This is a genomic window from Streptomyces sp. NBC_00663 (assembly GCF_036226885.1).
Lineage (GTDB): Bacteria > Actinomycetota > Actinomycetes > Streptomycetales > Streptomycetaceae > Streptomyces.
Window position 1 is genome coordinate 6,677,066 of record NZ_CP109027.1, and the last position, 16,587, is coordinate 6,693,652.

The following is a 16,587-nucleotide window of genomic DNA, read 5'->3' on the forward strand; positions in this document are numbered from 1 at the left end:
GCTCAGGGGGACGTCATGGCCTCAGAAGGACCTTGCCGACCGTCGGGTCACCGGACCCGACCAGCTCGATGGCGCGCGGGAACTCCTCCAGCGGCAGCTCGTGCGTGACGAGCGGCAGCGGATCGAGCAGCCCGGCCCCGAAGACCCGCACCGTGTGCGCCCAGGCGTCCGGCGGCGCCCCGAACACGGTGTGCACCTCCAGCTGCCGTACGACGAGATCGGTGGGGTCGAGTCCGTCGGCGCCCGCGGCCGGGATGCCCGTCAGGACGAGCCGGCCGCCGCGTCTGAGCAGCGAGGCCGCGGTGTTCGCGGCGGTCGCCGACCCGGCGGTCTCGATGACGACGTCGAAGTCGTCGGGGAGCTCCTGGTCGCGGGTGCGGAAGTCGGTGGCGCCGAAGGTCTTCGAGAGTTCCGCGCGGTCCGGGCGGGTGCCCACCACCAGCAGCTCCGAGGGCGAGCCCGCCCGCAGGAACTGCACCGCGAACATCCCGAGTGTCCCCGTGCCCACCACCGCGACCCGCTCGCCGGGCCGCGCGTTCGCCTTGATCGCGGCGGCCGCGATGCACGCGGCGGGCTCCAGGAGCGCCGCCGCCGTCAGGTCGGCGTCGTCCGGCAGGGCGTGCAGCAGCCGGGCCGGCAGGGTGAGGGTCGCGGCCATGGCGCCGGGCTGGGTGAACCCGGTCTCCTCGTAGCCGTCCGTGCACAGCGTGGTCTCGCCCGCGTGGCAGCGGTCGCAGACCTGGCAGTTGCGGAAGCCCTCACCGACCACCTTGCGGCCGACCAGCGCCTCGGGCACACCGGAGCCGACGGCCTCGACCGTGCCGGACCACTCGTGGCCCGGGGTCAGCGGGTAGCGGACGTACCCCTCGGGCCGGTTGCCCTGGTACACCTCGCGGTCGCTGCCGCAGATGCCGACCGCGTGGACGCGGACCAGGGCCTCGCCGGCGCCGGGCGCACGCGGGGTGTGCTCGACGAGCTCGTGCTCGCCGGGCGCCCCGATGACGACCGCGCTGCTCACTGCTCGGTGCCCTTCGGCTTGCGCTGCTCCCAGCCGTCGGCCCACAGGTCGAAGCGGGCCTGCTGCTGCGGGAACTCGGCGGCGGCGTCGACGTCCAGCTCCACACCGAGGCCCGGCTCGTGCGACAGCTCGAAGTAGCCGTCCACGACCTGCGGGGCGCCCTTGACGACCTTCTTGATGTCGGCGTCGGCGAAGTCGTTGAAGTGCTCAAGGATCTTGAAGTTCGGCGCGGTGAAGCCGACCTGGAGCGAGGCCGCCGTCAGCACCGGACCACCCACGTTGTGGGGTGCGACCAGCATGTAGTGGGTCTCGGCGGTCGCGGCCAGCTTCCGGGTCTCCCAGATGCCGCCGATGTGGCCGACGTCGGGCTGGATGATGTCCACGGCCTGGCTCTCGAAGAGCTCGCGGAACTCGATCCGGTCGTGGATGCGCTCACCGGTGGCGACCGGCATGTCGACCTTGGCGGCGACCTTCTCCAGCGCCTTCAGGTTCTCCGGCGGCACCGGCTCCTCCAGCCACGCGGGCTTGAAGGGCGCGAGGTCCTTGGCGAGGCGTACGGCGGTGGCGGGGGAGAAGCGGCCGTGCATCTCCAGCATCAGCTCGGCGTCCGGGCCGATGGCATCCCGGACGGCCTCGATCAGCGAGACGGCGTACATGCTCTGCTCGTGGTCGAGCTCGAAGTGCCCGGTGCCGAAGGGGTCGATCTTGAGCGCCTTGTAGCCGCGCTCCATGACGCCCTGGGCGGCCTTGTGGTAGGCCTCCGGGGTGCGCTCGGTGGTGTACCAGCCGTTGGCGTACGCCTTGACCTTGTCGGTGACCTTGCCGCCGAGCAGCTGCCAGACCGGGACGCCGAGCGCCTTGCCCTTGATGTCCCAGCAGGCCATCTCGATCACGGCGATGCCGGACATCACGATCTCGCCCGCACGGCCGTAGTCGCCGTACTTCATGCGCTTGACCAGATCCTCGACAGCGAAGGGGTCCGACCCGAGAATGTGGTTGGTCTTCGCCTCGTGCAGATAGCCGATCAGGGCGTCGGTGTGGCCCAACATGCGGGTCTCGCCGACTCCGGTGAGTCCCTCGTCGGTGTGCACCTGGACGTAGGTCAGGTTGCGCCATGGCGTCCCGACCACGTGCGTGCTGATTCCCGTGATGCGCACGTCAACTACTCCCTAGGCTCTCAAGCTTGTTGTTCGAAATTTCGGCTCACGTTCGAAATGCTGGCCCGACCGTAAGGACGTCTCGGTCGGGGTGTCAATGGGTCGGAGGGTCGAACGGCGTAACGGTCTTGATGACGTGCACAACCGTCCGGTATCTCAACTCCCGCAGCCTGCTGCGTTATTCAACCGTGACGACTTCCCTGACGCAGCCCTCTTGACCGGCATGAATTGTTAGCGCTCACAATGTGCACCGCATTCATTCGATCGCTGACCCCAGGAGGTGCGGCCGTGAACCACTTGGAGCTCCGGCCGCCCACCATGGCCGATGTGGCACGCCTCGCCGGGGTGTCCCACCAGACGGTGTCCCGGGTGCTGGGTGATCATCCCAACGTCCGGGACGAGACGCGGGCCAAGGTCCTGCGGGCGATCGAGGAGATGGGCTACCGCCGTAACTCCTCCGCCCGCGCCCTGGCTACCCGCCGCACCCGCACCCTGGGTGTGGTCGCCTCCAACACCACGCTCTACGGCCCGGCCAGCACGCTGTTCGCGCTGGAGGACGCGGCCCGGGCCGCGGGCTACACCGTCTCGACGGTCAGCCTGCGCAAGCTGGCGAAGGAGACCCTGTCCGAGGCCCTGGACCACCTCAGCGACGGCGGGGTGGAGGGAGTGATCGCCCTCGCCCCGCAGCGCTCGGCGGTCGAGGCCCTCGCCGAACTCCGCCACCCCTTCCCGGTGGTGGTCGTCGGCACCGGATCCGGCGCGAAGATCCCCAGCGTCAACGTGGACCAGCAGCTCGGTGCCCGCCTCGCCACCGGGCATCTGCTGGCCGCGGGGCACCGCACGGTCTGGCATCTCGCCGGACCCGGGGACTGGCAGGAGGCCGCCGACCGGGTCACCGGCTGGCGGGACACTCTCGAAGCGGCGGGCATCGAGCCGCCGACGCCGCTGCGGGGGGACTGGAGTCCGCTCTCGGGCTACCGGGCGGGCCAGGAACTGGCCGGCTGGGTGGGCCGTGGACTGACCGCAGTCTTCGTCGCCAACGACCAGATGGCGCTGGGGGTGTTGCGGGCGCTGCGGGAAGCGGGGGTGCGTACGCCCCAGGACGTCGCGATCGTCGGCTTCGACGACATCCCGGAGTCCGAGTTCTTCGCGCCGCCGCTCACCACCGTCCGGCAGGACTTCGCGACGGTGGGCAAGCACAGCATCGCCCTGCTGCTGGACCTCATCGAGGGCCGGGCTCCCTCCGGTACGCCCGGAGTGGCCATCGAACCCCAACTCGTCGTCAGGGCCAGTACGGCTCCCGACTGACCCGAACCCCGTCAAGCGTCGCAATTCGCACACCAGTGTGACCGATATTTCGAATAATGATCGACAGGCTGGACGCGGTGCGATCTGTCCTGGCTCTTCAAAGGAGAAGAACATGCTCAACAGAAGGAACTTCCTGACCGCGGCGATCGGCGTCGCGGCGGCGGGCACCCTGGCGGCCTGCGCCAAGGAGGACGACAACTCCAGCGACTCCGCGGGCAGCGGCGGCGGCGGCAAGGCGATCACCCTCGGCTTCTCCCAGGTCGGCTCCGAGAGCGGCTGGCGCACCGCCAACAGCGACTCGGTCAAGTCGGCGGCCAAGGAGGCGGGTTACACCCTGAAGTTCTCCGACGCCCAGCAGAAGCAGGAGAACCAGATCTCGGCCATCCGCAGCTACATCGCGCAGAAGGTCGACGTCATCGCCTTCTCCCCGGTGGTCGTCACCGGCTGGGACGCGGTGCTCAAGGAGGCCAAGGCCGCGAAGATCCCGGTCGTCCTCACCGACCGCTCCGTGGAGACCTCCGACGAGTCCCTGTACGTCACCCTCGTCGGCTCCGACTTCACCGACGAGGGCCGCCGCGCCGCGAAGATCCTCGAGAAGGTCATCGCCAAGGCCGGCCTCAAGGGCGACGTGAAGATCGCCCAGCTGGAGGGCACCACCGGTGCCGCCCCGGCGATCGAGCGCGCCAAGGGCTTCAAGGAGGTCATGGACGCCGAGCACAAGGACGACTGGAAGATCGTCGTCAGCCAGACCGGTGACTTCACCCGCGCCGGCGGCAAGCAGGTCATGGCGGCCTTCCTCCAGTCCAACCCGGACATCAACGTCCTGTTCGCGCACAACGACGACATGGCCATCGGCGCCATCCAGTCCATCGAGGCGGCCGGCAAGAAGCCCGGCAAGGACATCCTGATCGTCTCGATCGACGGCGTGAAGGACGGCTTCGTCGCGATGTCCGAGGGCAAGATCAACGCCATCGTCGAGTGCAACCCGCTCCTCGGCCCCCAGCTGATGGAGGTCGTCAAGACGGTCCACGACGGCGGCACGGTCGAGCGCTGGATCAAGACCAAGGAGGGCGACTTCATGCAGGACCAGGCCAAGGCCGCGCTCCCGAGCCGCAAGTACTGACCGACGCGGTACTGACCGACGCGGTACTGACCGACCGCACCCACTGTCGGGGAGCCTCCGGCCGGCCGAGCACGCCTCGGCCGCGGGGGGCTCCCCGCGGGCCTGAACCGATCACATAGGTTTCGGCCCGAATCGACGATTCCACGAGGAGCGCTGCCATGGCAGAGCCGCAGCCCGTCCTGGAGATGACGGGCATAGTCAAAGAGTTTCCGGGGGTAAGGGCTCTGTCGGGCGTCGACTTCCGGCTCTTCCCCGGCGAGATCCACGCCCTGATGGGCGAGAACGGGGCCGGGAAATCCACCCTGATCAAGGTGCTGACCGGGGTGTACACCCTGGACGGCGGCACCGTCACCCTCGACGGCAAGGCCGTGCGGATCGGCAGCCCGCTCCAGGCGCAGCACGCCGGCATCAGCACCGTCTACCAGGAGGTCAACCTCTGCCCCAACCTGTCGGTGGCGGAGAACATCTTCATCGGCCGTGAACCCACCCGCGCCGGCCGCATCCAGTGGAAGCGCATGCGCAAGGAAGCCGCGGAGATGGTCGACCGGCTCGGCCTCGACATCGACGTCACCGCCCCCCTCGCCTCGTACCCCCTCGCGGTGCAGCAACTGGTCGCGATCGTCCGGTCGGTGGGCCACGGCGACAGCGACGGCTCGGGCTCCGGCACCAAGGTCCTCGTCCTGGACGAGCCGACCTCCAGCCTCGACCGCGACGAGGTCCTCGAACTCTTCCGTCTGATGCGGCAGTTGAGGGACGAGGGCGTGGCGATCCTCTTCGTCTCCCACTTCCTCGACCAGATCTACGAGATCTGCGACCGCATGACGGTCCTGCGCAACGGCACCCTCGTCGGCGAGCACCTGGTCCGCGACCTCGACCAGGTCGGCCTCATCGAGCTGATGATCGGCAAGGCCCTGGACCAGCTGGAGGAGCTGCACGACCACCAACTCCACGCGGACGTCGGCGAGTCGCTGCTCACCGCGGAGGGGCTCGGCCGCACCGGCGGCATCGCCCCCTTCGACCTCGACATCAAGAAGGGTGAAGTCGTCGGCCTCGCGGGCCTGTTGGGCTCCGGCCGCACCGAACTGGCCAGGCTCCTCTTCGGCGCCGACCAGCCCGACGCCGGCAAGGTCACCATCGGCGGCAAGCAGGTCAGCATGAGCGCGCCCAACGACGCCATCGGCGCCGGAGTCGCGTTCTGCTCCGAGAACCGCAAGGCCGAGGGCCTGGTCCCCGACCTGACGGTCCGCGAGAACATCATCCTCGCCCTCCAGGCGGCCCGCGGCTGGACCCGCCCCATCCCGACGGCCCAGCGCGACGAACTCGTCGCCAAGTACATCAAGGCCCTCGACATCCGCCCCGCCAACCCCGAGGCCCGGGTGGGCCAGTTGAGCGGCGGCAACCAGCAGAAGGTGCTCCTCGCCCGCTGGCTGATCACCCAGCCCAAGCTGCTGATCCTCGACGAGCCGACCCGCGGCATCGACATCGGCGCCAAGACGGAGATCCAGAAGCTGGTGGTCTCCCTCTCCGAGGACGGCATGTCGGTCCTCTACATCGCGGCCGAGCTGGAAGAGGTGCTCCGCCTCAGCCACACCATCGGCGTGCTGCGCGACCGCAAGCTCGTGGCGCGGCTCACCAACGGGCCCGAGATCACCCCCAGCAAGATCCTAGAGACCATCGCCAGCGGAGAGCAGAGCGGAGAACAGCAGTGATCACCAACCCCCGCTGGCGAGCATTGACGCGCCACAACCTCTTCTGGCCGGTCGCGGTCCTGGTGGCCCTGCTGCTCGTCAACATCCCCTTCACACCCGACTTCTTCGCGATCCACATGACGGACGGCCACCTCTACGGCAGCCTCGTCTCGATCGTGCTGTTCGGCTCGCCCCTGATCCTGGTCGCGGTCGGCATGACCCTGGTCATCGCCACCGGCGGCATCGACCTCTCCGTCGGCGCGGTCGTCGCCATCACCGGCGCGCTGACCTGTTCGTACATCAGCGACCAGAAGGACCAGGACGCCCTGTCCGGAGTCCTGCTGGCGATGGGCCTCGGCCTGATCGCCGCGGTCGTCTGCGGTCTGTGGAACGGCTTCCTCGTCGCCCGCATGGGCATCCAGCCCATCATCGCGACCCTCATCATCATGGTCGCGGGCCGGGGCGTCGCCCAGCTGATCACCGACGGCCAGATCATCACCATCAACAGCGAGCCGTACAAGCTGATCGGCGGCGGCTACTGGCTGACCCTGCCGTTCTCCATCTTCGTGGTCGCCGCGGTCGTCGCCGTCACCGTCGCCCTGACCCGGCGCACCGCCCTCGGCCTGCTCGTCGAGTCGGTCGGCGGCAACGCCGAGGCCAGCCGGCTGGTGGGCATCAGGTCGATGCGCATCAAGATCATGGTGTACGTCTTCTGCGCCCTGTGCGCGGGCATCGCCGGCCTGATGGTCAGCTCCAACACCTCGGCCGCGGACGGCAACAACGCCGGCCTGTGGATCGAGCTGGACGCCATCCTCGCCGTGGTCATCGGCGGCACCTCGCTGCTCGGCGGCCGCTTCTCCATCGGCGGCACGGTGGTCGGTGCCCTGGTCATCCAGACCCTCACCACCACCATCTACACCATCGGCGTACCGACCCAGACGAACCTGGTCTTCAAGGCCGCCGTCGTCATCGTCGTCTGCCTGCTCCAGTCCCCGAAGTTCCGGGCGAAGGTCTTCGGCGCCCGCGCGAAGAAGACGCCCCCGGCGGCACCGGCCGCGGTCACCACCGAGCCCGCCACTCCCAAGATGGAGGTGTCGTGATGAGTACGACGACCAAGACCCCCACGACAGCGGCCAAGCCCGAAGCCCGTACGCCGTCCAAGGCGGCGCGCGTACTGGGTGACCGCCGGCTCCCCGTACTGGTCACGGCCGCCCTGTTCCTCGCGATGTACATCGCCGGCCTCAGCCGCTACCAGAACTACGGCTTCGGCGACTCGCAGGTGTTCCTCAACCTGTTCATCGACAACGGCTATCTGCTGGTCGCCGCCGTCGGCGCCACCTTCGTCATCCTGTCCGGCGGCATCGACCTGTCCGTCGGTTCGGTGATCGGCTTCACGACGATGCTCACGGCGTGGCTGGTCCAGGACGTGGGCCTGCCGCTCCTCGTGGTCATCCCCATATCCCTGGGCGTGGGCGCGTTCGGCGGCTTCCTCATGGGTTATGTGATCCACAACTTCGAGATCCAGCCGTTCATCGTGACCCTCGCGGGCCTCTTCCTCTTCCGGGGCCTGTGCCTGGTCATCAGCAAGGAGTCGATCGCGATCAACGACTCCGCGGTGAGCAGCCTGGCCGAGACACGCGTGTCACTGGGCCTGGGCGAGCTGTCGATCGGCGCGGTGGTGGCCCTCGTGGTCCTGGCGGCGGCCTTCTACCTCCTGCACTACACCCGCTTCGGCCGCCGGATCTACGCCATCGGCGGCAACGAGCAGTCGGCCCTCCTCATGGGCCTCCCGCTGGGCGGCACGAAGATCGCGGTCTACACGATGAGCGGCTTCTGCTCCGCGCTCGCCGGTCTGCTCTTCATGCTCTACATCCAGTCCGGCGACCCGCTGCACGCGGTCGGCATGGAACTCGACGCGATCGCCGCGGTGGTCATCGGCGGCACCCTGCTGACGGGCGGCTCCGGCTATGTGCTCGGCACGCTGTTCGGCGTCCTCGTGCTCGGTCTGATCAAGAGCATCATCCAGTTCGAGGGCACGCTCAGCTCCTGGTGGACGAAGATCGCCACCGGTGTGCTGCTCTGCGCCTTCATCCTGATCCAGCGTGTGATGACGACGCGTAAGAAGGCCTGAGCGGAGCGCTGCGGCCGGTTTCGGCGAGTTGAGGGTGGATGGGTGGATCATCCTCAACTCGCCGCGCCGGAAGGGCCAGTTCCGCACACAACATTCACAGCTGCCTCTAGGAACGCTACGGATCGGGAACTTAATCTTCCCGCGTCATGGACTACTGCCTCCCGTGCCGACGGCACCTCAACGGCGCCCTCGCCTGCCCGGGGTGCGGCACCTCCGTAGAACAGCTCCGCGCCTACGCGACCCAGCCCGCCCAGCAGCACGCACAGCGGTACGCCCAGCCGCAGCCGGCGGACGACGGCGGGTACCCGGCCTACGGCGGCGGCTACCAGGACGCGTACGGCGGCCACGACCCGGCCGCGACCTACGGGCCCGGGCACGAGACGGCGGCGTACGGCGACACGTCCACGGACGGCACCGGTCACGCCGAGAGCGCGACCGAGACCGCGGAGAGCCCCGAGGCGGCCCCCGAGCAGCCGGAGCCGGTCACCGGCGGCCGGGCGGCGCGACGCCGCGCCCAGGGCCGCCGCGGCCGGGCCCCCGTCGCGGAGACGCCGGAGGACTCGGACGAGTACGACGACACGGACGACCTGGAGTACGACGACGAGGACGGCGACGGCCCCTCGGGCGCCGGAAGCCGCCGTGACCGTAAAGCCGCGGCCCATCGCCGCAGACGCCGCCGGGCCCTCCTCGTCGCCGCGGGCTTCGTGCTCGCCGCCGGCGGCCTGAGCCTCGCCGAGCTCGGCATGGATGCGCCCGGTTCCCACTCCACGCCCGCCGCGGCCGGCGACGAGTCAGCGGAGGGCGCCGCCTCGGCGGAGGCCGGCAAGACCGCCGAGCCACTGGACGACGCGAACGCGCTCCCCTCGGCCTCCGCGTCCGCGAACGCCTCGAAGTCCCCCTCGGCCTCGGCCTCCGCGTCCGCCTCCGAGAAGGAGAAGGACGACAAGGACAAGGACAAGGACGCCCAGTCGGCGGGGGCCACGGCCGTTCCGGGCGCCTCCACCCCGACTCCGACCGCCACCAGCCCGGCCGCGCCGGCCACCCCCACGGCTGACCCGACCACGGCCGACCCGACGCCGGCTCCGTCCGAGACGCAGTGCGAGCGGTTCCTGTGGTGGTGCACCTGAGGCGGTGACCCCAGGTCACCGCCGGCCGGTCGACCGCCCGGCCGCGGCTACGAGTTCAGCATCCGCCGCAGCAGGTCCCGCAGCGACTCCCGCTCCTCGTCCGACAGCCCGGCCAGCGGCTCACGGGCGAAACGCAGTCCCTCGCGCAGGCTCCGGGCCACGTCCCGGCCCTCGTCCGTCACCGCCGCCACCTTCACCCGCCGGTCCGCGGGGTCGGGCCGCCGCTCCACCAGGCCGCGTGTCTCCAGGCGGTCCACGATCCCGGTCACGTTCGACGGCTCGCACTTCAGCTTCTGCGCCAGCTTCCGCATGGGCAGCGGCTCCAGCGACAGCAGGCTGAGCAGCCGTGCCTGGGCGCCGGTGAGCGCGTGGTCGCCGGCGGCCTCCTCGTAGTCCTCGTAGAAGCGCGCCACGACGTCACCGATCAGCTCGACGACTTCCATGGTCAGCGCGTCGGGGCGGCGGGTCTTGGGTGGAGTGGCCATGGCTCAAGACTACCCCCATTACTTGACAACATGAAATATTCAGGAGCATGGTTGTTTCAGGTACTGAAGTAAATCTGCTGAAGTGAACGCGAAAGGTTCTGTCATGATCAACCGCGAGTGGCACCTGCTCAGCCGTCCCGTCGGCTGGCCGAAGCCCGAGGACTTCGCCCTGGTCGAGGCCGAGGTGAAGCAGCCGGGTGAGGGTCAGGTGCTGGTGCGGAACAAGTACCTGTCGGTGGATCCCTACATGCGGGGCCGCATGTCGGCCGCCAAGTCCTACGTCGCCCCCTTCGAGCTCGGCAAGGCCATGCAGGGCGGCGCGGTCGGCGAGGTCATCGCCTCCGGTGCCGAGGGCATCGCCGTCGGCGACCACGTCCTGCACTTCGGCGGCTGGCGCGAGTACGCCACGTTCGACGCCACGCAGGCCGTCAAGGTCGACCCGGACGCCGCGCCCCTGTCCACCTACCTCGGCGTCCTCGGCATGACCGGCCTCACCGCCTACGCGGGTCTGCTGCGCACCGCGTCCTTCAAGGAGGGCGACTCGGTCTTCGTCTCCGGCGCCGCCGGTGCCGTCGGCGGCCAGGTCGGCCAGATCGCCAGGCTCAAGGGTGCCTCGCGGGTCATCGGCTCGGCCGGCTCCGACGAGAAGGTCAAGCTCCTGGTGGAGGAGTACGGCTTCGACGCGGCCTTCAACTACAAGAACGGCCCGGTGAGCCAGCAGCTGCGCGAGGCCGCGCCCGACGGCGTCGACGTCTACTTCGACAACGTCGGCGGTGACCACCTGGAGGCGGCCATCGGCTCGCTGAACCAGGGCGGCCGGATCGCGATCTGCGGCATGATCTCGGTCTACAACAACACCGAGCCCGCCCCCGGCCCGCGCAACCTCGCCCGTCTCATCCAGACCCGCGGCCGGATCGAGGGTCTGCTGGTCGGCGACCACTACGACCTTCAGCCGCAGTTCGTCTCCGAGGTCGGCCCGTGGGTGGCGTCCGGTGCGCTCAAGTACCGCGAGACGGTCGTCGAGGGCATCGAGAACAACCTGGAGGCGTTCCTCGGGGTACTGCGGGGCGACAACACCGGAAAGATGATCGTCAAGCTCTGACGTCTTCTGTCGTTTTCCGGCATGCGGTAACTTCTTTCCGAAACCGTCGTCGATCGTGGGCGCGAGTCGCACGGCGGACCTAGGAGGAAGTACCGCATGTCCATCCAGCAGACCGACGTCCTGTACACCGCCGTCGCCACCGCCGAGAACGGCCGCGACGGCCGTGTCGCCACCGAGGACGGCCGCCTCGACGTCGTCGTGAACCCGCCGAAGGAAATGGGCGGCAGCGGCGAGGGCACCAACCCCGAGCAGCTCTTCGCCGCCGGGTACAGCGCCTGCTTCCAGGGTGCGCTGGGAGTCGTGGCCCGCCAGACCAAGGCCGACATCACCGGCTCGACCGTCACCGCGAAGGTCGGCATCGGCAAGAACGACGACGGCTTCGGCCTCATCGTCGAGATCTCGGCCCACATCCCCCACGTGGACGAGGCCACGGGACGGGCGCTGTTGGAGCAGGCCCACCAGGTCTGCCCCTACTCGAAGGCGACCCGCGGCAACATCACGGTGACGCTGGTCTGAGGTCGCTCGTTGCGTACGTGAGAGGGCCGTACCCGTGGACGTCGGGTACGGCCCTCTTGCGCGGGGTGGGCTCCGTAGGCGCCTCCCGCACTCGGGGGCGTTGAGCAGGTGCCTCCCGCGGTTGGCGTGCTGAATTTCTGGCTGACAGTGGACCTTGGTGGGCCTGTGCCGTCGGCCGTGGTGGCTTCAGTGGGCCAGTGCTGCTGTGTGTACCGCCCTGACGAACTGGTTGTTCTCCGGGGCTGCCCCGCCCGGGAAGGCCAGGCGGCGACGGGTGTAGCCGTAGGCCAGGCCGCTGCGGGGGTCGGCGAAGCCCTGGGAGCCCGCCGCGCCGCTGTGACCGAAGGCGCCGGCGCCGAGGAACGGGTGCCAGGTGTCGGCCGTGGCCTGGAAGCCGAGGCCGTAGGAGCGGTGGGCGCGGGCGATCAGGTCGTAGCCGATGGAGTGGATCTGGCCGACCTCGGCGATCGTGTCCGGCTTGAGGAGGGGCGGGCGGTCGTTCAGTTCGCTGATGGCCGCCGCGTACATTCCGGCGATCCCGCGGGCCGCCGCCACGCCGCCCGCCGACGCCGGGCCCTTGGCGCGTACGGTGCGGGAGTTGGCGTAGTCCACGAGGTCGCCCGCGTCCGGGACATGCGCGTTGAACGCGATCGAGGTCAGCGAGTGCGGGCCCTGCGGTGAGGCGTCGATCAGGGCCTGCTGCTCGGGGGTGGGGAGCATGCGCTGGATCGGGCGGTAGCGGGGTTCCTGGGACTCGGGCAGACCGAGATGGAAGTCCAAGGCGTAGGGAGCGCGGACGCGCTCCTCCCACAGGTCCTGGATCGTGCGGCCCGTGGCCCGGCGGACCACCTCGCCGGTGAGGGCGCCGATGACCAGCGCGTGATAGCCGAAGGCCGTGCCGGGGCGCCAGAACGGGCGCTGGTCGGCGAGGCGTTCGGCGATCGCCCGGTCGTCCGCCATCTCGGCCCGGGTGAGGCCGGTGTCCAGGCCCACCAGTCCGGCCCGGTGCGCGAGCAGCTCGCGGAGGGTGAGCCCGCCCTTGCCCTCGGCCGCGAACTCCGGCCAGTAGTAGGTCACCTTGCGGTCGAGTTCGAGCGTGCCCTCCTGGACCAGCAGCGCCACCACCAGATGCGCGGCGCCCTTCGTCGAGGAGAAGACGGCGTGGAGGGAGTCCGCCTCGTTGCCGTCGCCGGTCCACAGGTCGACGACCCTGCGACCGTGCACATAGGCGCACAACTGGCCCTCGTAGTCGGGGCGTTCACCGGCCACGAAGGCGGCGAACTCCTCGCGCACCGCTTCGAAGCCGTCGGCGACGATGCCGTGGATCTCCTGCGTCATCCGCTCTCCTTGACTGCTGCCATGTTGAACAATGCCCTTGCCACCTGCGGGAATTCTCCCTTCGGGTGGTCCCGGAAGAGAGGCTCGGTGCCGAACAGGACCGCGTGCGGACCGCTGATCACCGAGGGCTGTCCGGCCGCGGCGGACGGTCCGCCGGTGCCGTCCTCCAGGGGGCGCCAGTGCCCGGACACCAACGGGTCGCCCGTCGCGTACGACTGCTCCACGCGGACCCCCGGCCCGAGGTCGGCGAACCAGACGGGCGCGTACACGAAACCGTAACCCGGGGCGCCCGTGGTGATCGGTCCCGCGTTCACCATGCGGACCACCCCGTTCGCGTCCCCGTTGCCCTCGACGGGCTTCGCGGCCAGGAGGCCGGTGGCGGCGCTCAGTTCGGCTCCGCCGATGCCGCGTCCGACCAGGCCGTGACCCGCGTCCTTCGAGAGGAACGCGTCGAGGGCGGTGCGGGCGGTCGCGGTCAGCTCGCCGTACTCCAGCCCCGTCGACACCATCAGCACATCCGTCGCCGACCAGTCGAACCCCGCGTTGAGGACGTCCGTCGAGACCGGCGTGACCTCGAAGTCCATCTCACGCAGCGCGAACAGCTCGCCCGGGGTGACCGCGGCGGCCACCCGGGTGCGGTGCAGGGGCGCGATGCCCGTGCGGCGGGTGGCGTCGAAGATGACGTCGTGGGTGCGGGCGAGGGCGGTGGCCTCGGAGCGGGCCGACGCCGGGACGATCGCCGTGGTTCCGTCCGCTGTGCGTCGTACCGGAACACCCTGCCTGAGCAGGGAGTTGAGGGCCGCGAACGCCGCCGGGTCGTCCAGGCGCAGGCTCAGGTCGCCGTGCGGGGCGACCCGGCCGACGGCCGTGGCCTCCCGCACGGAGCGCAGCGGGAGACCCGTGAGCCGCCCCGCCGTCACCGCCGTCACCTCGGCGCCCCACAGCCGGCCCAGGCTCCAGCCCGAGATGTCGTACATCACCGACACCTTGTCGCTGATGTCCCGGCCGTCCGCGAGCAGCACATTGGCGAGGCCGCGCTTGGGCTGGTGCAGGTCGACGACGTACGAGCCCTTCGCGTACGTCCGACCGGCCGGCCGGAAGGACTTGGTGGCGCGGGCGACCCGGACGTCGTTGGCGAGGAGGTGGTCCACCAGGCGGGCGGCGGCGGTCGTGCCCGCCGGGATCACGTACGCGCGGGGGAAGGTGGTGGTGTAGACGTCCTCCGGGCCGATGCCCGGAACACCCGGCACCGTCTTCTCGGACACCGGCACCTGCGCCGCCCCGGCCGCCCCGCGCCGGAAGACCTCGATCTGGTCGGCGACGAGCGAGGTCCGGCGCGCCCGCACGAAGTCGAGCGTGGCCCGGATCGCGGCGCCCGCCACGGCCGTGTTGACGGCCGAGCGGCGGCGGAGCTCCTCGACCGGGAGGTTGGTGTACGCCGAGTTGTTCACCTGGAGCGGGATCTCCACCGTGTGCGCGGCGACCGTGCCGTGGAAGGCCGCGTACTGCGGGGTGAAGATCGGCGGCCAGTCGTCCCAGCCCTCCTGCTGGTCCCGGAAGGGGATCTGGGCCGGTTCCACCCCGTCCTTCGCGAGCGTGTAGCCGAGGCCGTTGACGGCGGCCTCCATGCCGAGGGCGTTGGCGTAGGTGTTCTTGAGGAAGAGGTCGTACTCGTAGTTCTCGCCGTGCGGGGGAGTGGTGGGCTCGATGAGGGTGCCGTTGACGTACCCGTGCAGATCGAGCATGACGGCCGGCTGCTTGTCGATCTCGATCTGCCGCATCGCCCGGGTCTCGGGCTGGGAGGCGGTCACGAAGTCCCGGTTCAGATCGAAGCCGTTGGCGTTCGCGCGGGTCCCGGCGATACGGCCGTCAGGGTTGGCGGTGATGTTGAAGTACAGGCGGGAGTGGGCGAGCAGGTCCGCTGTGCGCGCGTCCTCGGCGGTGGCCAGCTGCTCGATGAGCCGGAGGGAGGCGTCGGTGCCCTCCCACTCGTTGCCGTGGATGTTGTTGTTGAAGAAGACGGGCGCCTTGTAACTCGCCTTGATCTCGGCAGACTTGGCGGCCGTGGCCGGGGCGTTCTCGATGAGTTCGCGCATCCGCTCCTGGGCGCGGGCCTGGCGGTCGGTCTCCGGGGCGGTGACGGTGACGAGATAGAGGCGATGCCCGCCGGCCGACTTCCCGGTCACCTCGACACTCACCCGGTCACCGAGGGCCTGGAGCGCGTTCAGCTTCGGGGCGATCGCGTGGTACGGGGTGAGGCCGAGCTTCAGGGACTTGTCGGCGGGGTTCTCGGGGTCGGGGGAAAGGACCTGCTCGCGCGGATAGCCGGTGACCACCGGGTCGCCGGTGGGGGCTTCGGTGCCGAGGGCCCGCCGGGCGGCGCTCGCCGGGGCCTGGGCGGCGCGCCGGTCGAGGGCGGGCTCGTGCCGGGTGGGGGCGGGTTCGGGGTCCGCGCCCGCCGGGTGCGGGGTGAGGAGCAGGGACCCCGCCGTGGTCAGGGCGAGGGCGGCGATCAGTACGGGTCTCGCAGGGGCGGTTCTCGTGGTGCGCACGGGTCGTACCTCCTCCGGGAGCTTCCTGAGATCGGTACGGCGACATGTACCTGTTCGACTCAACCGGAACAAGAGGGAGTTGGTGTCACGGATGCCCCGGATGGCGCATCCCGCCGCCCCCGGACGGGGCATGCTGAGGGCGAACGAGCCGAGGACGAGGAGCGCCACCCATGGCAACCATCCCTTCGCTCCCCAGCAGGGACGACGTACTGCGCATGGCCCGCAGCACGACGGACATCACCGGCCAACTCCTGGACACCGCCGGGAACATCACCAGGATCGCGATCAACACCTTCGATCCCAGGGACGGTTCGGGCCAGGAGGTGCTCAAGGTCCTGCGGCGGACCACGGCCGAACTGGCGGAGGCGAGCGCGTCCCCCCAGGCGCAGGAGGCGTTCTACCGCATCGTCGACACCCTGACCCGCCTCGGCACCAGCGGTGCCCCGCTGGCCGCCCACCCGGTCAGCGCACCGGCCCAGGCCCTGCTCACCGCGCTGGGCGACAGCCTGCTGCCGGTGCTGGACGCGGTGGAACCGGCGGTGGAGGAGTTCGCGACGGCGCTGGGAGAGCTGGTGGAGGCCATGTCCCCGCTGCTGCCCGCGACGGCGGGCCTCACGGCCGGCGCCCTGCTCGCCCTCACCCCGCTGATCCGCGCGGCGGCGGACGTCCTGCGCGACTCGTCCCCCGAACTCCGCCGCGTCGCCGACGCGTTGACCGCCGCCCTGGCCCCGCTGATGCCGCTCCAGGTGGCCCTCGCCGAACGCGCGGCAGCGGCGGGAGCGGGCGTGGTCCGCGCCTCCCTCCAGCCCCTCGCCGACCTCACGGAGGCGGCCGCGGCGACGACGAAGGCGGCCGGACCGGTGCTGGTCGCGGGGGAGGAACTGCTGGTGGCCGGCCTGGAACAGCTCCAGCCGGTCCTGCTGGCCGGCGCCTCCCGGGCGGGGCGGGTGGCGCGGGCGGCGGCGGTACGGGTGTCGGCGGCGGTGAGTCCGGCGGCGGAGCCGGGGGTGGTGGTGTCGGTGGCGGCCGGGTGAGCGCAGGG

At 70.3% G+C, this 16,587-nt stretch carries 14 protein-coding genes; 9 read left to right on the forward strand and 5 right to left on the reverse strand.

Translation table 11 applies throughout. The annotated features are described in order from the left end of the window. Positions 1–13: 13 nt before the first annotated feature. Together OG866_RS30430 and OG866_RS30435 are read right to left on the reverse strand one after the other, a co-directional pair. Complete coding sequence (locus OG866_RS30430; protein WP_329339611.1) at positions 14–1,018, reverse strand: zinc-dependent alcohol dehydrogenase; 1,005 nt, start codon at positions 1,016–1,018, stop codon at positions 14–16. Beyond that, the gene (locus tag OG866_RS30435; protein ID WP_329339612.1) at positions 1,015–2,175 is read right to left on the reverse strand and encodes a mandelate racemase/muconate lactonizing enzyme family protein; all 1,161 of its coding nucleotides are present in this window, start codon (positions 2,173–2,175) and stop codon (positions 1,015–1,017) included. Before OG866_RS30435 ends, OG866_RS30430 begins: the two co-directional genes overlap by 4 nt. 288 nt (positions 2,176–2,463) lie before the next feature. Between OG866_RS30435 and OG866_RS30440 the strand changes: the two genes are divergently transcribed. The 6 genes from OG866_RS30440 (at position 2,464) to OG866_RS30465 (ending at position 9,552) form a co-directional block, all read left to right on the forward strand. After that, a complete protein-coding gene (locus OG866_RS30440) occupies positions 2,464–3,483 on the forward strand; it encodes a LacI family DNA-binding transcriptional regulator (RefSeq protein WP_329339614.1) in 1,020 nt (339 codons plus the stop codon). Positions 3,484–3,595: 112 nt separating this feature from the next. Further along, a complete protein-coding gene (locus tag OG866_RS30445) occupies positions 3,596–4,606 on the forward strand; it encodes an ABC transporter substrate-binding protein (protein ID WP_329339615.1) in 1,011 nt (336 codons plus the stop codon). 158 nt (positions 4,607–4,764) lie between these two features. After that, positions 4,765–6,315, forward strand: a complete 1,551-nt coding sequence (locus OG866_RS30450; RefSeq protein ID WP_329339616.1) for a sugar ABC transporter ATP-binding protein — start codon at positions 4,765–4,767, stop codon at positions 6,313–6,315. Further along, a complete protein-coding gene (locus OG866_RS30455) occupies positions 6,312–7,394 on the forward strand; it encodes an ABC transporter permease (RefSeq protein ID WP_329339617.1) in 1,083 nt (360 codons plus the stop codon). Before OG866_RS30450 ends, OG866_RS30455 begins: the two co-directional genes overlap by 4 nt. After that, complete coding sequence (gene yjfF / locus OG866_RS30460; RefSeq protein ID WP_329339618.1) at positions 7,394–8,425, forward strand: galactofuranose ABC transporter, permease protein YjfF; 1,032 nt, start codon at positions 7,394–7,396, stop codon at positions 8,423–8,425. The genes OG866_RS30455 and yjfF overlap by 1 nt, the downstream gene beginning before the upstream one ends. A 146-nt stretch (positions 8,426–8,571) precedes the next feature. Beyond that, positions 8,572–9,552 (forward strand): SCO2400 family protein, encoded by a 981-nt coding sequence (locus OG866_RS30465; RefSeq protein WP_329339620.1) that lies wholly within the window; start codon positions 8,572–8,574, stop codon positions 9,550–9,552. A gap of 47 nt (positions 9,553–9,599) precedes the next feature. Here the strand turns inward: OG866_RS30465 and OG866_RS30470 are convergent, their stop codons facing one another. Further along, on the reverse strand, positions 9,600–10,037 hold the full coding sequence (locus tag OG866_RS30470) for a MarR family winged helix-turn-helix transcriptional regulator (protein WP_329339622.1): 438 nt from the start codon (positions 10,035–10,037) through the stop codon (positions 9,600–9,602). Positions 10,038–10,140: 103 nt separating this feature from the next. Here OG866_RS30470 and OG866_RS30475 point away from each other — a divergent pair, with 103 nt between their 5' ends. Both OG866_RS30475 and OG866_RS30480 read left to right on the forward strand, forming a co-directional pair. Next, on the forward strand, positions 10,141–11,139 hold the full coding sequence (locus tag OG866_RS30475; RefSeq protein WP_329339623.1) for an NADP-dependent oxidoreductase: 999 nt from the start codon (positions 10,141–10,143) through the stop codon (positions 11,137–11,139). A 96-nt stretch (positions 11,140–11,235) separates the two neighbouring features. After that, positions 11,236–11,655: an organic hydroperoxide resistance protein gene (locus OG866_RS30480; protein ID WP_329339624.1), complete on the forward strand. Its 420-nt coding sequence runs from the start codon at positions 11,236–11,238 to the stop codon at positions 11,653–11,655. A gap of 186 nt (positions 11,656–11,841) precedes the next feature. Here OG866_RS30480 and OG866_RS30485 read toward each other — a convergent pair whose 3' ends face one another. Then, on the reverse strand, positions 11,842–12,993 hold the full coding sequence (locus OG866_RS30485; protein ID WP_329339626.1) for a serine hydrolase domain-containing protein: 1,152 nt from the start codon (positions 12,991–12,993) through the stop codon (positions 11,842–11,844). Continuing rightward, complete coding sequence (locus OG866_RS30490; protein ID WP_329339627.1) at positions 12,990–15,545, reverse strand: M14 family zinc carboxypeptidase; 2,556 nt, start codon at positions 15,543–15,545, stop codon at positions 12,990–12,992. Before OG866_RS30490 ends, OG866_RS30485 begins: the two co-directional genes overlap by 4 nt. A 170-nt stretch (positions 15,546–15,715) precedes the next feature. On the opposite strand from OG866_RS30490, the gene OG866_RS30495 reads away from it, so the two are divergent. Next, complete coding sequence (locus tag OG866_RS30495; protein ID WP_329339629.1) at positions 15,716–16,579, forward strand: hypothetical protein; 864 nt, start codon at positions 15,716–15,718, stop codon at positions 16,577–16,579. The last annotated feature ends 8 nt before the right edge of the window (positions 16,580–16,587 follow it).